This window comes from Clostridioides sp. LIBA-6822 (genome assembly GCF_056688955.1).
In genome coordinates, this window is record NZ_CP196995.1 from 2,196,399 (window position 1) to 2,215,789 (window position 19,391).

Sequence of the window (19,391 nt, forward strand, 5' to 3'; positions counted from 1 at the left end):
TTACTTTTCTATAAAATTCATCTTCAAACTTTGCCAAAATATATTATTATCTTTTTTTAACGCAACAGGCATAGACCTATCTCCTACATAAAAAGTCTTTGTTTCTATATGCCCTAAAACAGGGTCTGGATATGTTATTTTAAAAAACACATCTTTTACTTGATTTAGAAGTATAGATATTTCACTTGAATCTAAAATACCCCATTCACAACTTAACTTTCTTTTAGTTGCTATTCTATCTCGACACATCTCTCCTTTTGCATTTCTATTACTTTCTCCATCTATATCAGTTAAATCTACTTGAAAAACTGTAGGAGCAATTATGTCTACACCATTTATAGATAACATATCACCACTCCTTATAATTCTAATATTGTTTTTCCTGTTTTTCTTTCCATTTGTCTAAATGCTTTTATTACAACTTCACCCATTTTATTTCCATCCATTTTTAATTCTACTGTTAAATCTCCACTGGTATTATTGTTTTTTCCTAAGCCATTCATTCTTTCCATAATTTTGTTTGCTAATAAGTCAAGCCCTTGTGTATTATTTTCAAGTGGTACTACAGCTTCTGTTCCTCTTTCTCCAACCATACTTAGTGTTGGTTGTTCAATGATACCTCCTTTTGCAAGAAGAGGTATTTTAGGTATTCCAAAAGAATTACCTCCAAGACCAGGAACCCAATCTGGAATATCAAATTTAAGACTTCCTAAGCTGCTATTAAATAATTTTATAACGGCATTAAGTGGTGCTTTTACTATATTCACAAGACCATTAAATGCTTTTTTAAATACACCTGGTATAGCATCTATGACTGATTTTATTTTAGTCCCCATTGAACTAAAGAATCCGCCTATTTTACTACACACTCCACTTATAAAATTCTTTATATATCCAAAGATTTCTGTAGCTTTCTTTTTTATTGTATCCCAATTTTTATATAAAAGCACTCCTACTGCTATAAGTGCACCTACTGCTATTACAACTAAGCCAAATGGTCCTAACATTGTTCCTAAAACTTGTGGAATTAACTTCATGACTCCACCAGCAGCTGATATTGTATTTTTTAAACCATTAAATATATCTATTCCTTTTTTAACAGTATCAAATACTGTACATGCAGTTTTTACGACACCAAAAGCAACTGCCATACTTCCAAGAACAATTATTATAGTATCTAAAACTGGTTTACCTTCATTTAATAACCAATCTATGAAATTTGTTAAATAATCAGCAAGAGTTCCTAACACATCTAAAACGAAAGAAATTGCTGGTGCTAATATGTCTATTAAGCCATTAGCAAAAGGTGCTATAAAATCTGTTATAACATATCCTACTAGTTCAAAGATTTTTTGTGCTAGTTTTACAATTCCTAGATATAAATGCTCTCCTCCATTATCCCAAACTTCTACTAACTTTCCTGTTAAGTTTTCAATTACACCTATAATGGCATTTAAAATTTCATAAAAAGTTGTTGCAAGTGGAATACCTACAATTTCCCAAGCTTCTCTCCAACTTTCTTGCGTATTGTAAACTAGTGTAAGCAAATTAGTTATAATATCACATATTCCTTGAATTATTTGTTTTCCGATATTATTACTTTCCCATGCAATACTAAATGCATCTGTAATTTCATTTATAGTACCAAAGATATCTGTTAATATTTGAAGTATGAGTGTATTTATTTCTACCCCTGTGCCATTGTTCCATACTTCAACAAAAGTCTGACCTATATTATTTATTAACCCTAAAATAGAATTTAGCATATCAAATATAGTTTGTATTAATATTGTTCCTGTTTCATTACTCTTCCAGGCTATATCAAATGCACCTGCAATACTTCCTATAATATCAAATATTGTTTTTAGTAAATTAAGTATATTTGTACAAAATTCAATACCTGTACCATTATTCCAAACTTCTATAAAAGAATTTCCTATATCTCTAATAATTCTTAATACATTCAATAAAGCATCTGATATACTTTGAATTAATTGAGTTCCTAAATTATTAGATTCCCAAGCTATTATAAAAGCATTGTTAATGTCTCCTATAACATTAAATATATTTTGAAGTATCTGAAGAGTAGTAGTTAATATTTCTGTTCCTGTACCATTTGTCCATACTTCTTTAAATGACGAACCTATTGATTTTATTACATCTTTTATACTTGTAAAGGCATATTTCATACTATCAATAGTTGCTTGACCTTCTTTACTCCAAGCATCTTGAAATGGCTTAAACATATCTGCTAACATTTTATTTAGTTCTTGATTTACTTTTGATAAATTTCCTGTATCTATATTAGGGCTAATAGGGGAAGTTACATTTCCCATATCTCCTAAGCCCTCAGTATCTGAATTTTTAGTTAGTGTATTTATCTCATCAAAACCACTTATTAATCCTTTTATTTTTTTTGCTGCATCTTTTGATGCATCACCAATACCATTTATTGAATCACTTGCACCATCAGAGTTATTTCCAATTGATTCAATATCTTTGGGTATAGAGCCAAAACTACCAGATAATGCATTATCCCCAAAAACAGATTCTGTGAAAGCTTTAAATTGTTGTGCTACAACTTGTAGTTTAAGTATAAGTGTATTTAGCATTTTTACAACTGGTGTAAGCATATTAATAAAAGCTTGACCTAATGTAGCTTTTAAAACATTGAATTGCTCTGAAAGTATTCTAGTCTGATTTGCCCAGGCTCCTTGAGTCCTAACAAAATCGCCCTGTGCATCTTTTGTAACACTTAGTAAATAATTATATCTGAGTAAAGTTTGTTCTGATTGACTCATATTTTGATATGCTTTAGTTATTCCTTTTGACATTGCATATGCCTCTAAATTAGCAACTGACATGTTAATACCTAATTGTCTTAAAGGTTCTATCTCTCCTGCTATACCACTTCTAATTTTCGTAAATGCTTCCTCTGCATCAAGATTGTAAAATGAAGACATATCAGCAGATAATTGTGTTATAGTTTTAGACATATCAGCAGCTTGCTTAGTTGATAATCCAGAACTTTTAAGCATAGCTCCCATAGTTCCAGCATATCTTTTAGCAGCTGTTTCTGACATACCCATTTGAGTTATAGAAGTTTTAGCAAAATCATTAATATCCTGTGCCATACTTCCAAAGGTAACATCTACCACGTTCTGTACTTCGTTTAAATCAGAGCCTAAATCAATACATGATTTACCAAATGCAGCTATTGCAGTTACACTTAAAGCTACTCCTACCATTTTACCTACTCCACCAAAAGCACTTCCAATTGTTGATTTAGCTCCATTTGCTATACCACTTAATTGTTTATTAAAAGTTCCCTGATTTATATTTAGACCTAAATTTATAGTACCTACACTAATACTCATCTATACACCTCCCTTCTAACTAAAGGTTTCCTTACACCAATTTTGAAAGTTATTTATATAAGAAGAATAATTATTTTTATCTTCTCTAAGCTTTTTATTACGTTTTAATATCCAATCATTTCTTATCTTTCTCTGTTCTTTAGTAAAACCTTTTAATATTTTAGGGTCTTTTTCAGCTCTAATTGATACAATTTGACCAAGAGGTGTCTCTGGCATAATTCCAGATAATAAAGAACAAAACTCCGACCAAGACATATCAATCTCAGTTCGGAGTCTTATTCCATATTGTTTTGCAAAGCTTGATTCTATTAATTCCCAATCTTCATATAAATCATAAAATCCATCAGATTTATTTTGAGTTTTGAAATCGACTTTCTGTATCTTCGTAAGTTTCTCCTGATATAGCAGCCATAACTGCTATAAATATAGTTTTGTAATCTACAAATGAAAGCTGCATTGAATCTATTTCCTTAAATGCCTTTTCCCCAAGTAATAGTTTCAAAGCATCATCTATAAGCTCAATTTCATTTGAATTATTCTCAGACATTCTCTGATTTACTATAAGAACAGTATTTTTACTGTTATTTACAGTATATATTTTACCTTCTGATATTTTTATTTTTGGTTTTTCGTTTGTTAATTTCGTTGATATATCTATTATATTTGACATACTTTAACTCCTCTTATTAATATTTCTAACTTTCACTAGAACCTGATGCAGGTGTATATATTGGTTTCCCATCACTTAAGGCTTCCCACTCTAATGCATCTGTAGCAGTAGAATCTCCACCCATGCTAGTTACATTTATTATACAATCAAACTTAAGAGTTGCTCCATCTGGAAAATTAATTGAAAATACACTATTACAATCTTGTCCATTTTTAAAAGCAAGTCCTGCTATATAATCATTGCCAGGGTCTCCATAATTTCTTTTTCCTCCCATAGATACTGATAAAGACTTAGATGTCATTAACCTTCTTGTCCATCCGCCTTGATCCATAGGATTCCATTCTTCTATATTTCCATCAATACTAACACTTAATGATTCCGCATCCTTAACAATAGTATCTGCATCACCAGTTCTACCAGTTGTATTAACTCCAAAGGTTAAGTCATATACAGGTACTACTCCACTTTTTCCAGCCATTTAATCACTACCTTTCATAAATTATATCTAAATCAATTACATATTCATAAATTCCATTTTCATCAGTACCTAAAAATACTGGTTCATCATTTTTCATAATAAAAAAAGCACTTACTTTATTAATAACAACGGTTTTCCCATTAAATAAATCATAAATGCATCTAGACATTTTTTCAGTTGTGTCACAATTTTTATCCCAATGAATTAAAATTGTAATAGCTTTAGTAGATGTTGATGTACTTGCAAGTCCACCTATAGCTATTGTGTTATTGTTACTATTTTTATTATATATACCTATTACTTTTTCTTTATTAGCATCTATCTTACCAATATAAAATGCAATATTTTTATCACTTATGGTCTTCTTTAACCATTCTTTAATATCCTTAAGATACATTTTACACTCCAGTTAACTTTTTATAGCATTTATAATATGCTTTTTCTGAGAAATCTTTTTTATTTCCTTCTGTAAAAACTTCTAACCATCTACCTTGTGCGTTCTTATTTTTGTCTTTCCTAAAATTATACTCAGGATGATAATATAAACGTCTAGCATATGGGGTATCGTATGTTATTTTAAGTTGACCTTTATTAAGTAACTTCAAATTTATGCTTACAGATTCTTCAAGTACTCCTGTTTGTTTTGGTACAACTTGCATTGTATTAATTTCTGTTTTTAAAGCTTCTGCTGTCATTTTAGCAGCTTCTCTCTGAGCTTTTTTTAGCTTATTAATTTTTGTATTATTTATTTTTATATCAATACTTAGTTTACTTCTAAATGGATTTTTAATTATAATCAACTCCAAAATAAAAAAGTACTTGATATAACAAGTACTCTTTAATAATTATTATGCCCAAAACTGTTTACCACATTTTAGACATGTAACTCTAACTTTTTTAGCATTTGCATTTCCAGCAACAAGACCAATAAGATTAGAAGTAACTAATGTTCCAACAACAGCTTTCCCTATACCAAAACCTTTTTTATGTGCTGATAGAGACGTTGAGCCACACTTGGGGCAACGAGCTGTTTTTTTATCTTGTTTTATAGCATTTTTTTGTTGTTTTATATTTAGTTTTGTATTTTTCATTTCAAGTTTAAGTTGTTTTTCTTGAAGCTTTTTAATTTTATCCTCATGTTTTTTTTCATTATTAGAATCTTTTATTGCATCATATTTTTCTATATTCCCCAAATTATTATTTATAAAATAATCATCAACTATCTTTTTACACTGAGTCAAACTTAAACTGGTTAATTTATTTATTTGTTTTATAGAGTTAACTTTATTATATCCACATTCTTCTATAATAGAAGCTATCTCTATATCTGTTAGAGATAAATAGGGTAATTCTTTTTCTTCTTTATATTCTTTTACATTAATTCCTTCAGAATCATTTGAGTATATAAACTCATCTCCTACTGGAATATCCTCTAATTGTTTTCTAGCTTGAAGTTTTTCTATCTCTATATCTCCACTTAATCTTTTAATGGCATCTGTCATCTCTTTTATCTTATCAATGTTTTTTGCTTTAAATTCAACTCTATACTGATTTTCTTCTTCTATAAAGTCTATAAATATCACATTATTGTATTTATAAACCTTAAGTACATTATCAAGTGGAATAAATAGTTTTTTTTGAAACAAACTATCAAACGAAAATCCATTTTTTAATATTAATAATTGTCCTTTTGAATTTTCTTTTAATCCAGTTACTCCACCACAATAATCCACATAAGTACCACCTACTGCTCCCAATAATCCACCTGCATCTTTTTTAACTAGTTTCAATTCTTCATCTGAAATTATCATAAAAACTCCCCCCTTTTAACAAAATAATAGCACATATTAAGACAAAATGAGGGCTTTTTTTAAATTAATTCTATTTCAGTAGAAAAAATTGAGCCATCTGGATTCCTAGGTTTTGATACTCTATAAATATCTCTTTTATTACCTTGTATTTCAATATATCCTTGCAATATTTTATTTGGATAAATATCACCTTCACAAATAATCTTTCCAACTAAAGTTATAAGTTTTCTTTCTTTATCTAAAGTTTGTTTAGTTTTTTCAGAATAGTTACACATATCATCAAGTATCAAACTTTCAATAGGCTCTCCATCTTCACTTATATAAGTACTATATATCTTAACAGGTGTAACTAAAATCCATTTAGGAAATGGTAGTTTCATCTATATCTTCCTACAAGTAAGACCTGTTTGAGATAAATAGTTAATTATTTCATTTGTAGTAGTTATACCATTTATAGTACTTGCATTAAAGCTTAAAGATATATCCCCTGCTGAATACCCACTTAAAGGCATATCAATATATTCTCCATACTTATATATGAAATCTGATTGTATACACACAGCTTTCTTTATTTTATCTTTTTGAAATTCTGTTAAACTATCAAAACCTATAGTAACAATTCTATTAAATGTTAAAACATCTATTTGGTCAGAAGCTCTTTCTAGTTTACTAATTAACTTTTCATCTTCTATAAGATTTCCACCATAATCATTTTTATAGTATTCTTCTGTTGCATAAGGCACTTTATCACTTCCTATTTACGTTTTGGTTTAGCTATTTTTTCTTCTAACTTATCATCTATTATCTTATAGCCATGTTCATTAAACCATTCAATCAAAATTGGGTTAGTGGTTTCACCAATCCCATTTTGAAAATATACATTGGCACTTAAACCATTATATTGACTATTTGGTGCTATTACTTTAGCCATCTAATCCTCCCTATTTAACTTTTATATTTCTAAAAACTCCAGCTGCTTTTGATGCTTTTAAAGCTATTGCTGCACTCATTTCAACTTCTCCTGTTTTTACTGCACCAGAAGTAGTGAAATCTGGCAACCATGTTTGTACAGGTGATACACCTGCCATTGATACTCCATGCAATCCGTCTAAACCAAGTCTTGCAACATATAATGATGTTGTTCCTTTTGTGGTATCTGTACCTACTACATCATCATTTGTACCAGGCTTTGCTCCTAAATCAACAAATGGTACATTTCCGTATGATTCTATTTGTTGGCTAAAACTATTTAATTGTGTTTGGTACATACTTGCTCTTCTTGCACATGCTCTTAACTTAGATATCAATTTAGTATTTCCTGCTATAAATGATGGAGTTCCATCTAGACCAGTTAAAAACTCATCCAACATATCTAAAAATGCCATATAATTTGTTGTAATAGCTTGTGAAGTAGATAAGTCTATTGAACTATCACCTAAATTATATTCTGTCGAACTTCCAGCTAGAGCTTTCTCTAAACCATCAAATGCTTTTGAATCTACTGCACTATCACCATTTATAAATGTATCATTAAAAAGTGCTTGAGCTGCCTTTATTTTTTGTGCTTGTTGAAGCTCCACTTCTGATACAATACCACCCATATTAGCTATGACTCTATCTATTTGGTAACTGCCTCCAAATACTTTTAAATCAACAGAATGTCTTTCTTTAGTTACTTCATGTGGTATATATTCTTTGTTTATTTCTCTAAATGCTGCTGTTGGCTGAGTTTTAAGTCTTGTATAAGAATAAGTAAGTGTAGACCCTCCCCCTGTTGGTGAAACAGCATCATCAAATGTTAAGTTATCTAAAATCCAGTTTGACTTTCTAAATTCATCTATAACACCTATTTGTAAATCATCTTGTACATTTTTACTAGCTTCTTCTAATGTAATTGCCATATTTATTCTCCTCCTTTAAAATTACTCTTTAGCCATTTGAGACTGTATTTTTGCTTGTATAGCATCTTTCATACTCAATTTACTTGGTTGATTAGAGTTATCTATATTACTCCCTCCACCACTACCAAATTTAAAACCTGACTTAGGATTACTTTGTTTTTCTTCTTTAAATAAAAATTTCTTTGATTCTTGAATAGCTTTTAGTTGTTCTTCTATTCCAGCAACTTTTCCATCATCACCCAAAATTAATTTTGATTTATCAAATAAACCTGCTGCTAACTCTTCATCATGAACTTTACCTGATATTGATAACTTAATGGCATTACTAAGTTTTAAATCATGTAATTCTTCTTGATATTTAATATCCTTATTTTTATTTTCTTCTTGTAGTGTTTCAATTTGCTTTTTTAATTCTTCTGAATTGCCACTATTTATTTTTAAATCTTCTAATTGTTTATCTCTATCTTTTATATCATTTTCAAGTTGTTTTTTAGCTGTATTTACTTCATCAAATCTTGTTTTAGGTATGTAATTTTTAAGTTCTGAAAGCGATTCTGATTCTGCCTTTTTAGCAAGTTCTTCTGTTAATCCTAATGCAATAAATTGTTCTTTATTCATTTTATCTTTCTCCCTTTTCATCTTCATTTTTTAACCTGGTCTTGCCCAGTGATGAGTTTATAGTTAACGCCCAAAACAACAAAATGGCGATAAAAAAAGCACCTACTTAGCTTTAAGTATGTGCTTAATCTTCTTGTATAGCTTGCTCTGCCCAATGAATACTTAGCCCCATATCTATGTTAGGAAACTTTTTTTGTAACCTCTTAATAAAATCTATAAATTCTTTACTTTGTAGCCCACTTGATATTTCTTCAAAAATTTCACTTAACCAATAAATCTCTTCTTCATTACAATCATCCAAAAACTTTATTGTTTCTTTTACATTTTTAGTAAACATTTTAGGAAATTCATCCCACCATTCACTAGGAGCATCTCCTCCACAATCAGCATGCCATTTTGTATACTTTATCATAAATTCAACTTTATCCCTATCAATCATTTAATCATCTCCTCAATAACCTTTGATTCTTATCTGGAAATATTGTTGTTATTTTGTCTTTATTGACATCATAACAAACACATACTGTTACATCATCAAAATTAGCATATTTATATATCGCAAATGTTTTTCCATCAGTCTTAAAATATTCTAATATATATTTATTTTTATCTTTTATATTAGCAACATATAACCCGGCTTTCTTTATATCTTCATTTGTCCAGTCACTAGGAAACCATGATTGATTTATATCTTTTCTTTTCTCGAGACGCTTATGAGTAGGAATATTACCAACTCTTACCCCATTATCGTATTCTTTAGATATATTATACTCTATCCCCTTTTCTTTTAATAGTTTAATATTCTCCTCACTATGTCCACCATTTTTTAATTTTATTTCACCAGGTTTTACTTTTTTAGGGTTTTTAGGATTAGTGAAATCTCCTTTTGTTGAATGTTCAAGTGTTGATTCTGGTATTTTTAAGTATTCGCCATTTTTCAACTCATTTTTAAATCTTTCTACTTCATCTTTTCTTATTTTTTCTCTCCAATTATCTCTTCTAAGATAACTGTATTCATTTAAATGGTTAGACATTTCCAGTTCATACTTATGTAGGTTATTACTTGCTTTTGCTATATTATTTAAATCAGTGCTTCCTTCCTCTATTCTTTTCCACTTTCTTATATTTCTTTCAATTTCTCTTTGCTTCTGTTCAGCATTATATCTATCAAGAGCATCTTGTTTTTCTTCTTCTGCCAAAGGTTTAGGAATTTCATTAATTCCAGGAAAAAATGTAGTTGGATGATGTCTACAATTTGGATGCAAAAAACCTATAGCCATAGCTTCACTTAATAAAGGATATCTTCCTTCTTTTGAATTTCCTTTACTATATACATCATCAATTAATACTCTTCCTTGCCAAGGTAAACATAGTGGACAAGTATTTGTATGATTTGATGTTATAACTGTATGTACTCCATACTCATCTCTTTTTATACCTTCGCCCATTAGTGTTACACGCTGATTAGCTGTTCTTATACTCATTTCTGCATAACTAGATATATTTACTTTTCTGCCATTTTTATATGTAATACAATTTATTCCTTTGTCTAAAAAATCTTTAGTAGCCATATCTACTGCTTGATTTACTGTCATAGCCCCATTATTTACATACATTTGAGATTTGAATATTGTTTGTCTATAGACATCATCCATTTTTCTAAGTGCAGCATGATTTGCATTATGTAAATCACCTTTAACAGATTTAATAAGACTAAAAACTTTATCTTCATTTATTTTAAAAAAGCTTTTTTCTTTAGGTTCAAACATATTTTTAACTTTAGAACCTACCTTATTTAGTGTCTTACTAATAAAATTTTCTGACCTTTTAGAACCATTTTTAAAACTAGATTTTAGTAACTTATCTGTTTCTCCATCAATTATCTTTTGATAATCTTTTATTATACCTTTATTTCTCTTTTGAAATTTCTTTATTTCTCTTAATTTAGTTTTCTGCCATTGTTCCCACTTAAAACCTTCTTTTAATTCTTCTGACTCATGTAGTTTCATGTTTCGTTTCATTGACTTCACTAAATCAAGTTCCATATCATTATAAATAGATGATATATCATAAGGATTTAAAGCCAACTAGACCACATCCTCATTAACTACATCATCATTCATTCCATCTATATTAGTTGCTGGTTCTTCTATATCCATTAGTCCATTTTCTTCTTTTATCCTAAGAACTTCTTCTGCTTTCTTTTCATCACTCATAGTATCACCATAGAGTTCATCTACAGCCATTTCTGTGCTCATTATTCCATAACTTTTAGCTTTACCTACTGTCTCAACTACTGTATCAAAACTCGGTGTTGAGTATTCACCAAAACTTATAACTGGAGTATATTCTCCTATAGCTCTTTCATACAATAAATCATTAGCTTTAAGTACAGTTGATACTATCTCTGGTATAACTTCATTTAAAACATCTATTATTTTACCTCTAGTATATAGAGTCGTTTTTTCTTTTTCTCTTTGTGATTCTGCACTATCCGTTTTCTTCAAATCAATACCAAGAGTGGCAGGTGATATAATACCTTGTAAACACATATCTATATTACTTGCATAGGTATTTACATATGCTTCATAATTAATTGATGGCTGCTGAATTTCTATTGTATTTTGAGAATCTTCAGCTAAACTAGATGCTATAGCTATATATTTATTATCAAATGAATTGGATTTAATAATTTCTCCTGTTACTGGATTTTTAGGAAGTAAACTTTCTGGTATATATTGTTTAACTCTTCCATCTCTAATAGCATCTACCCATTGACTTATAGTTTCATCTAAAGCATCAAAGCTATCTGACTTACTATCAAATATACTTTTCCCTCTACCTAGCCATTTAGGTGATTTAAAAAACATCATAGGTACAGACATTAAAAAATCACCTTCATAGGTGATATCTTTTAACTCTATAGTTTCATCTAAAGTATTTAATGGAACTTCTTGACCTCTACTATTAGTCAATTTATTTATTATATATCCTTTTCCAAATATCTCAATTAAAGTGTATGTTGAATTATCTTTTGAATAGTCTGTAAGAAAATGTACTTCAGACAATCTACCTCTTTTAAATTTATACTCTACTCTTTCGCCACTATAATACTCTATAATTGGATTAGTAGTTATATCTGTATCTACTGTTATTTTAAAAGCTCCATCTCCAGTTACTAAAGTTTCAATAATAGATTCTCCAATAAGCTTATTAAAATGATTATCTTTACTTATATCAGTCCATAAATTAGTCAATTCTTCTGTATCAAGTTCTATTTTATCCATATCAGCTACAACTATATCTGCCAATCTTTCAGCAATCATAGCAGGAATTCCTGAATGTACTTTTCTAACATTAAAATCAGAACTAGGTACAGCTGCCCAGAATCTAGACTTACTTACTAAATCATTGGCAGTCTTTTTAAAAAATTGGTCTAATTCAGAGGGTTCTCCTCTATACCAAATTCTATTCTTCATTATATTCCCATTAAACCCTAATGGCTCTTTTATTGTAATTTCCCTATCAATAGCTGGTTGTATATTAAGTAACTTTATAGCTGTTTTAGTAGCCATATCTTTTAACCACCCCACATTCTTAAACCTCCAATCTCTTTTTAAATGGTTGTATTGAATACTCTGAACTATCTAAGCAATCAACAGGATAGCTTCCATCATCAACACGAACCCAATTTCCCTTTGATTTTTCATCATCATCCCATATTGCATTTTCAATAGCTTCTATCCATTTATTTAAATGTTTCATAATCTTATATCTACCTTGATTTATTAGTATATTTACAAGCCTTATTCTGTCTACTATCCCATCTTTTTTGTAGCTTGGTGTTACTTGGATATTTATACCTCTTCGTTTCAATTCATTACTTAGAGCTTGTCTAAATAACTTATCTGCACTTTCACAGAATATATAGGTAGAAAATAAAAAATGAGGATAGGTATCTGACCACTCCTCAATCTTATCGACTATTTCTTTTGCATACTTGTCATGTGTATAACCGTGATTTTTCCCTTGTTTATGATAATATCCATCTAACTCTATAATCTCATTATAGCCTTTAGTAAAACCTGTTAGAGTTGCTACAGTTGCATCTGTACCACCAATATCTATGCCTATACTAAATTCAATAAATGTTATATTATTATCTTTTATATAGTTTCTATCTATAACAACTTCACTCTTTTTATATCCAGTATATATTCTTCCTGTTGCTGCTACTCTTCTCCCTAATATATCAGCTTGATACCAAAGTGATGTTTTATCATAGGTTCTTAAAACTTCTTTTAATACATTATTACTTATGCTTAAATTATCTTTTATAGTGAAATGTGAATAATTATATCCCTCATTCTCTCCACTATTTTTCAATTCATCCTGATAATCTAATATATCTCTATAAAACCAATGACTTGGTGAAAATGGATTTAAATCAAAGAATAACTGTCTTTTGCTACTTGCTAGTGTTCTATCAAAAACTTCTTGTACAAATGATTGGTGACACTCATTTACTTCTGATATATAGACTGTTCCATATGAGTTCCCTTTTATTCTTGCTGCATCATTTGCTTTTCCTCCACCTGCAATAATGATAATCTTCTCTCCAGTTAAAGTTTGAATATATAATGCGTCTCTATTTTTATATTCACCTTCTCTACATCTACCTTCAAATAGATATTGCAAACCAAAACCATTACTATCTATAATGTTCATCTTAGCAGCTCCTAATGAAACACCTGCTACTAAATGTAATTTATCTGGATGAACCTCTAAACACATAGAATAAGCTATCAAATTTATAATATTCTTACCAGCTCTTTTCCCACCCTCTAAAACATTTAACCAACTATCTTTACTTTTTTTTATATACTCTGTTTGTCTTTTTGTTAGGGGAGAATACTTAATCATTTTCTATAATCCTTTCTTCTACTGGATTATTTATCAAATCTGCAAGAGCTGTTATGTGTGAATTGATATTAATAGCATCTTTATTTGGTATTTTAGATTTTAATATTTCAATTCTTTGTTTTTGTTCTTCTGTTGCTAAATTCCAATCTTTATGAATCATACTATCATACTGCTTTATAAGACTTCTAAGTTCATTCATAGCTCTACTCTGAGCATTAAGAAAAGAAGCTTGTCTATCCCATGAAAATTGAAATTCATATTGTATTTCTTCTCCAGATTCTGTTGTTTTTTCTTTTTTAACTTCCTTTATCATTTCTTCCTTATCTTTAACATACATTATCTTTTGTGCTCTTATTATTGCTGCATATTGAATTGTTATCTGCTCCCAAAGAATATCAAATTTATCTTTTATAGATATTTCTTGTATCAACTCTTGAGTTTCTTTGGGCAAGTATTTTGAGAAGAAACCAAACTTTTCAGCATTCTTATTTCCAGGAGGTCCAGTAGCATTTTTATTACCTATGGGTGCACCCTTTTTGCTTTTAGATGCACTCTTCTTTTTTTCACTAACCCAATTGTATCTCTTAATCCATGATTTTAAAGTGTTTAAACTAATGTCATACTTTGCTGATATTTCCTTCTGCTTAATACCTTTTAGGTAATCTTGCTTTACCTTTTCTTTCACATCTTGCACACCACCACCTCGTTTATTTATCGTTTTGGGAATAAAAAAGAACTCTAGTTAGAGCTCTTATAAAAAATCTATATCATTTTTTTCTTCTTCAATCTCTTTTTCTAATTCTCCTTTAATCTTAATACACTCTTCATAATTAAGAATAGCAGTTTCTGATTTTATAAATAAGTATGGTAAATATTTATTTAAACTTGAATTATAAAGGTTTAAATTTTCTTTCTTATTTAATTCATTATAAAAATTATCTTCAAAGCTATAAAAACCACTACTAATATTATCTATTAATTTGTTATCAAGAAAAGAAATATCTCTTATACTACAAACAATATTAGAATCTTTTCTTTTCAATAGTTTTAACAATTTTATTATTCGTTCTCTTCTAACTCCTGTTACTAAAAGTAATCCATCAAAAACTCCACTATTAGAACTACTGTTTTTTTCTATAGGAAACATATATATTTTCTCATGGTCAAATAGTATAGTTCTTTCTAATGACAATTCATATGAATCAAAATCATTATATATACTGTCATTATATTCTTCACAGAAGAATTTATCTAAATCCTCTATTGTTGGAAGTATTACATTTTGCATAAAACTTTTATAATCTATATCATAACAAAAATCTAAAACATTATAATATTTATTTATTTTATTGTCCTCAGATATTGCCCTCAATAAAGTAGATTTTTCATTTGAGTCATAGCAAATATAACTTGCTGCAAAGTATTCTTGAAAAGACTTATGAGACCATTTATAATTGATTTCATCTTTAACAAAAATCGGAACATTATGAATCAAATCATAAACTAAGTCATTTTCATTAAATTTAAGTTCTATATTTTTTCTTTTTGAGTTGTAGATTATATTAATAAGCTCTTCTTTAGAATAACTAACACCTTTAGTTAATGTTATAAATCCAATAGTTCTTAATATTTTATGGAATTCTTCTAAATTTAAACCACTCTTCTTTTCTCTATAATATCCAGCTCTTTTTGAGTAATCATGTTTTTCAAATAGTGTATCATAAACTTGTCTATAAAAAGCATCTTTTTTATGAGGAATTGATTGTTTGTATTTGAAAGATTCACATAACAAAGAAATCATCAAAGGATTTTCCAAAAACTCTTTAATTATTTCAAAATTTTTATCTTCTTCAATTTTATTAATTAATAATTTTGAAATTTCTTCATTATATTTTCTAATTAAATTATATGACTCTTCTTTTTTTAATGGACATATATAAAAACTTTGAAAATTACCAAAAGATAGAAGTTCATCTTCTTCTCTTGATGTCATTAAAAAAGTATTATTTCCAGCTTTATCAACAAAATTTTGTAGTTTTTCAGTGACTTGTGTTTTATATTCTTTATTTATTTCATCATAACCATCAAAGAAAAATATAAAATCTCCTCTTTCAATTAATTTTAAAACACCTTCTCTATCAAAGTGTTCACTTATTCCATTAATTTCACCCATTATAAAATCTATTATATCTTTTTCTTGTGATAATCTTCTTAATTCTATTAATATAGGTATTCCTTTAGACTCATTTATTGAACTTAAATATAAATATTTAGCTATAGTTGATTTTCCCATACCTGCTTGATCTATTAACAAAACCTTTTTGTACTTTGGCAAGAAATCATCTTTATAGCTATTAATTAAAATGTAAGGTTCATCATCTTGATAAGAAAAGTTAAAGACATTATTCTTTGATACTTTTAATGGTATATATAAATCATCAATTGTTTTTTGTTGATTTCTAAATACTATAGTATTCATGTAAATATAATTTTTATAACTTCTTTTCATATATTCATTAAATTTATTTTCTATCGATTTTAATTCTTTTTTACTCCTTTGTTTTCCAAGTACTTCTTCTACTTTATTACTTAAAAATTTTTTTACTAAATTTTTTATAATTTCATCTGCCTCAGTTGCTTTCACAACATTTCTTGCTACAATAATCGCTTGTGCATATAATTCTGCTTCCATATTTATCCCCTCCAAAGTATAAAATTCAACTTTAAAGGTCAATATCCTTCAACAATCATTCTGCAACTACAAAATAATTCTGAATACTGCTAGTTCCCCCAACATTGCTTCCTTTATTTTCTATTAAAAATTAATCTACGTTTTTATTTAAAGATAGCTCTATCTCTTTAAAATCATTTCCATATGTACAATCTATTATTTTTATACCCTCTACATATTTATGATTTAATTTATAATCATATATTTCTTTATAATATCTAAGTTTACTTTCGAAGTTTGTATTTTGAATAATTATTATTTCTTCACTTGGGTATTCTGTTATATTTATTTTTAAACTTATATATTTTTTATCTAACAACTTTGCTCTACAAAAGATTTCCTCTAGATTAATAATATCCATTTTTTATTCTCCTTTGTTTTAAATATAAAAAGACTAAGTCGGGGGTAACTTAGTCTTTTTCAAGGGGATATATTATACACTTGTTTCATACTATCATTATAGCTTATATAAAATAACAATAAAATATCATCATTTTATCACAGTTTTATTTTTAGGCCATCTACTCCAAACAGGTATATTCCAAGTTCTTTAACCATTTCATTTACCCAACGTCTTACTGTTGCTACTCCACAATGTAAAAGTTCTGCTATATCCTCATACGTTTTTTCTTTAAAAAAATATAAATCTAAAGCTTTGTATTTTTCTAAGGATTGCAATTTATTTTGTGTTGCTTTTAAAGTTTCTAATGCCATATCTATATGTGCCAACATAATTAAGGTTTTTGCTTTACTTCTTTTAATGCTTAATATATATAAATCTTCTGTATCTAGACATAGTAAATCATCATAATCACTTTTAATATCTTCAATATCACTAATAGAATTCGCAATATGACTTGTTAAATCATTATAATGCTTTAATAAAAGCTTAGTATTATGAAAGACTTCTCTTTTTTTATTTTCTTTTTCTTCTTTTCTTAATTCTCTTACAATTTCTTTTATACTTTCTTTATCCACTTAAACCACTCCCTCTTGCTCTCCTTGAACATCTTCTACTACAATATATGACTTTAGAGTTATCTAATTTATAAAATCTTTTTCCACAATAAAGACATATTACTATTTTACCTGGGCTTATAAGTTCCATCTTTTCTTTTTACTTTCATATTCTCACTCCCTATATTCTTTTAACTTAGCTTTTACTGCTTCAAGTAATGCACTTTGTTCTTTATCTTTATTCTCTAGAGCCTCCATTACTTGTTCATCTATTGTACCTTTACAGATTAGATGATTGATAATAACAGTTTCCCTTTGACCTTGTCTATAAAGCCTTGCATTAGCTTGTTGGTACAGTTCTAAGCTCCAAGTTAATCCAAACCAAACAATTATACTTCCACCTGATTGTAAATTAAGTCCATGTCCTGTACTTGCTGGATGACAAAGTAATAATTGTATTTTGCCATTATTCCAATCTTGTATATCTTTTGAGTTTTCTATTGTTCTTGGTTTTAAACTCTTAAACTCTTTCATCAAACGTCTATAATCATGTTTATAATTATAAAAAACTATAATAGATTTCCCATTTGAAACATCTATAATTTCTTTTAGGGCTTCTAATTTTTCTCTATGAAGTTCCTTTACATTTTTATCATTATCATAAATTGCTCCATTAGCTAATTGTAAAAGTTTATTTGCTACTACAGCTGCTGATGAAGCAGTTATTATATCTTTATCTAATTCTAATATTTTCTCTCTTTCTAGTTCTTTGTAATATTTAAGTATTTTACTATCAAGATGTATTTCAATTTTATTTTCTATTTTTCTAGGCATATTCAAATAATCTTCTGCTTTTAAGCTTATACAAATATCTTTTATTTTATTATGTATTGCTTTTTCTGCTCCATCTCTAGGCTGCCAATTATATATAGCTCCTGTTTGATAATTTTTTTGTCCTGGTTCAAAATATCGTTCTTTATATCCTGTAATAGTTTTACCCAGTCTTTTACCTCTATCAAGTAAGTACATCTGTGGCCATAAGTCTATTAAACTATTTGGTGTTGGTGTACCAGTAAGCCCAACTACTCTTTTAGTTAAAGGCAATACTTTCTTTAAACTTTTAAATCGTTGTGCTTTATTTGATTTAAAAGAACTAAGTTCGTCTATCACAACCATATCAAATGGCCATTTTCTTTTATAAAAATCTACTATCCAGGACACCATTTCTCTATTTATTATATAAATATCTGAATCTGTACTTAAAGCTTTCACTCTATCTGATTTACTACCAAGGACTTTAGACACTTTCAAAAGCTTTAGATGCTCCCATTTTTTCACTTCACTACTCCAGGTATCTCTTGCAACTCTTAGAGGTGCTATAACTAAAACTTTTGATATCTCAAAGTAATCATACATTAATTCATTTATAGCTGTTAAAGTACAGACTGTTTTGCCTAATCCCATATCCAATAGTAAACCTATATTATTATTATCTATAGTTTTTCTAATTGTATATTCTTGGTATGGATGTGGTTTAAATTCCATCCCTTAACCTCCTTGATAAAATCCTCTATCTCTTTTAATGTACTTACACACTTAACTTTAAATCCTAACTCTCTTAATTCTCGCATTTTATACTGTTGAAGCTTCCTTGGTTTTTTACCTGGTGCTTTAAGCTCTACAAATATAACATGCCCTTCTGGTAATAAGACAATCCTATCTGGCACACCTGCTTCCCCTGGTGAAATAAATTTCATAGCTTTTCCACCTAACAACTCAATCTCTTTTTTAAGTCTTTTTTCTATTTGTAATTCTAGCAAAATATCACTTCCTTAAATCTAGGTGTCACCAGTGTCACCACAATTTCTATATATATACATATATACGTATTAGGCATACTCATATATATACATATATGCCTAATA

24 protein-coding genes are annotated in these 19,391 nt (G+C 28.5%); all 24 read right to left on the reverse strand.

The annotated features are described in order from the left end of the window. The 24 genes from ACTG48_RS10550 to ACTG48_RS10665 all read right to left on the reverse strand — a co-directional run bounded on the left by ACTG48_RS10550 (position 1) and on the right by ACTG48_RS10665 (position 19,286). Positions 1 to 348, reverse strand: coding sequence for a DUF6711 family protein (locus ACTG48_RS10550; protein WP_223153016.1), 348 nt, complete (start codon positions 346 to 348; stop codon positions 1 to 3). Between the two features lie 11 nt (positions 349 to 359). After that, positions 360 to 3,377, reverse strand: coding sequence for a phage tail family protein (locus tag ACTG48_RS10555; RefSeq protein WP_479916821.1), 3,018 nt, complete (start codon positions 3,375 to 3,377; stop codon positions 360 to 362). 15 nt (positions 3,378 to 3,392) lie between these two features. Next, positions 3,393 to 3,785 carry a Gp15 family bacteriophage protein gene (locus ACTG48_RS10560; protein ID WP_054270429.1) on the reverse strand — a complete coding sequence of 131 codons (393 nt, stop codon included), beginning with the start codon at positions 3,783 to 3,785 and terminating at the stop codon, positions 3,393 to 3,395. Next, positions 3,727 to 4,047, reverse strand: a complete 321-nt coding sequence (locus tag ACTG48_RS10565; protein WP_223153014.1) for a hypothetical protein — start codon at positions 4,045 to 4,047, stop codon at positions 3,727 to 3,729. Before ACTG48_RS10565 ends, ACTG48_RS10560 begins: the two co-directional genes overlap by 59 nt. A 25-nt stretch (positions 4,048 to 4,072) precedes the next feature. Then, positions 4,073 to 4,525 (reverse strand): phage tail tube protein, encoded by a 453-nt coding sequence (locus tag ACTG48_RS10570; RefSeq protein ID WP_021384770.1) that lies wholly within the window; start codon positions 4,523 to 4,525, stop codon positions 4,073 to 4,075. 7 nt (positions 4,526 to 4,532) lie between these two features. Beyond that, on the reverse strand, positions 4,533 to 4,922 hold the full coding sequence (locus tag ACTG48_RS10575; RefSeq protein WP_479916822.1) for a phage tail terminator protein: 390 nt from the start codon (positions 4,920 to 4,922) through the stop codon (positions 4,533 to 4,535). Between the two features lies 1 nt (position 4,923). Further along, positions 4,924 to 5,331: a hypothetical protein gene (locus tag ACTG48_RS10580; protein WP_479916823.1), complete on the reverse strand. Its 408-nt coding sequence runs from the start codon at positions 5,329 to 5,331 to the stop codon at positions 4,924 to 4,926. Positions 5,332 to 5,373: 42 nt separating this feature from the next. Further along, positions 5,374 to 6,336 (reverse strand): hypothetical protein, encoded by a 963-nt coding sequence (locus tag ACTG48_RS10585; protein ID WP_021384777.1) that lies wholly within the window; start codon positions 6,334 to 6,336, stop codon positions 5,374 to 5,376. Positions 6,337 to 6,395: 59 nt separating this feature from the next. Beyond that, entirely contained in the window at positions 6,396 to 6,716 is a 321-nt protein-coding gene (locus ACTG48_RS10590; RefSeq protein ID WP_407811717.1) for a hypothetical protein, read from the reverse strand. Then, entirely contained in the window at positions 6,717 to 7,079 is a 363-nt protein-coding gene (locus ACTG48_RS10595; protein ID WP_479916824.1) for a head-tail connector protein, read from the reverse strand. An 11-nt stretch (positions 7,080 to 7,090) separates the two neighbouring features. Beyond that, entirely contained in the window at positions 7,091 to 7,267 is a 177-nt protein-coding gene (locus ACTG48_RS10600) for a hypothetical protein (RefSeq protein WP_479916825.1), read from the reverse strand. A gap of 10 nt (positions 7,268 to 7,277) precedes the next feature. Beyond that, on the reverse strand, positions 7,278 to 8,237 hold the full coding sequence (locus ACTG48_RS10605) for a major capsid protein (protein WP_479916826.1): 960 nt from the start codon (positions 8,235 to 8,237) through the stop codon (positions 7,278 to 7,280). Positions 8,238 to 8,258: 21 nt separating this feature from the next. Continuing rightward, on the reverse strand, positions 8,259 to 8,855 hold the full coding sequence (locus ACTG48_RS10610; protein ID WP_479916827.1) for a phage scaffolding protein: 597 nt from the start codon (positions 8,853 to 8,855) through the stop codon (positions 8,259 to 8,261). A gap of 124 nt (positions 8,856 to 8,979) precedes the next feature. Continuing rightward, entirely contained in the window at positions 8,980 to 9,294 is a 315-nt protein-coding gene (locus ACTG48_RS10615) for a hypothetical protein (protein WP_054270437.1), read from the reverse strand. Between the two features lie 4 nt (positions 9,295 to 9,298). Continuing rightward, complete coding sequence (locus ACTG48_RS10620) at positions 9,299 to 10,942, reverse strand: phage minor capsid protein (protein ID WP_479916828.1); 1,644 nt, start codon at positions 10,940 to 10,942, stop codon at positions 9,299 to 9,301. Continuing rightward, the gene (locus ACTG48_RS10625; protein WP_479916829.1) at positions 10,943 to 12,448 is read right to left on the reverse strand and encodes a hypothetical protein; all 1,506 of its coding nucleotides are present in this window, start codon (positions 12,446 to 12,448) and stop codon (positions 10,943 to 10,945) included. A gap of 4 nt (positions 12,449 to 12,452) precedes the next feature. Further along, on the reverse strand, positions 12,453 to 13,778 hold the full coding sequence (locus tag ACTG48_RS10630; protein WP_479916830.1) for a phage terminase large subunit: 1,326 nt from the start codon (positions 13,776 to 13,778) through the stop codon (positions 12,453 to 12,455). Beyond that, complete coding sequence (terS, locus tag ACTG48_RS10635; RefSeq protein ID WP_479916831.1) at positions 13,771 to 14,472, reverse strand: phage terminase small subunit; 702 nt, start codon at positions 14,470 to 14,472, stop codon at positions 13,771 to 13,773. The genes ACTG48_RS10630 and terS overlap by 8 nt, the downstream gene beginning before the upstream one ends. A gap of 57 nt (positions 14,473 to 14,529) precedes the next feature. Further along, the gene (locus ACTG48_RS10640; RefSeq protein ID WP_479916832.1) at positions 14,530 to 16,470 is read right to left on the reverse strand and encodes an NACHT domain-containing protein; all 1,941 of its coding nucleotides are present in this window, start codon (positions 16,468 to 16,470) and stop codon (positions 14,530 to 14,532) included. A gap of 130 nt (positions 16,471 to 16,600) precedes the next feature. Continuing rightward, positions 16,601 to 16,870 carry a hypothetical protein gene (locus ACTG48_RS10645; RefSeq protein ID WP_479916833.1) on the reverse strand — a complete coding sequence of 90 codons (270 nt, stop codon included), beginning with the start codon at positions 16,868 to 16,870 and terminating at the stop codon, positions 16,601 to 16,603. Positions 16,871 to 17,007: 137 nt separating this feature from the next. After that, positions 17,008 to 17,487, reverse strand: coding sequence for a hypothetical protein (locus ACTG48_RS10650; protein ID WP_479916834.1), 480 nt, complete (start codon positions 17,485 to 17,487; stop codon positions 17,008 to 17,010). After that, positions 17,480 to 17,617 carry a hypothetical protein gene (locus ACTG48_RS10655; protein WP_021384803.1) on the reverse strand — a complete coding sequence of 46 codons (138 nt, stop codon included), beginning with the start codon at positions 17,615 to 17,617 and terminating at the stop codon, positions 17,480 to 17,482. The genes ACTG48_RS10650 and ACTG48_RS10655 overlap by 8 nt, the downstream gene beginning before the upstream one ends. A gap of 23 nt (positions 17,618 to 17,640) precedes the next feature. Beyond that, the gene (locus ACTG48_RS10660) at positions 17,641 to 19,011 is read right to left on the reverse strand and encodes an SNF2-related protein (RefSeq protein ID WP_479916835.1); all 1,371 of its coding nucleotides are present in this window, start codon (positions 19,009 to 19,011) and stop codon (positions 17,641 to 17,643) included. Next, the gene (locus ACTG48_RS10665) at positions 18,960 to 19,286 is read right to left on the reverse strand and encodes a VRR-NUC domain-containing protein (protein WP_479916836.1); all 327 of its coding nucleotides are present in this window, start codon (positions 19,284 to 19,286) and stop codon (positions 18,960 to 18,962) included. Before ACTG48_RS10665 ends, ACTG48_RS10660 begins: the two co-directional genes overlap by 52 nt. Between the last annotated feature and the right edge of the window lie 105 nt (positions 19,287 to 19,391).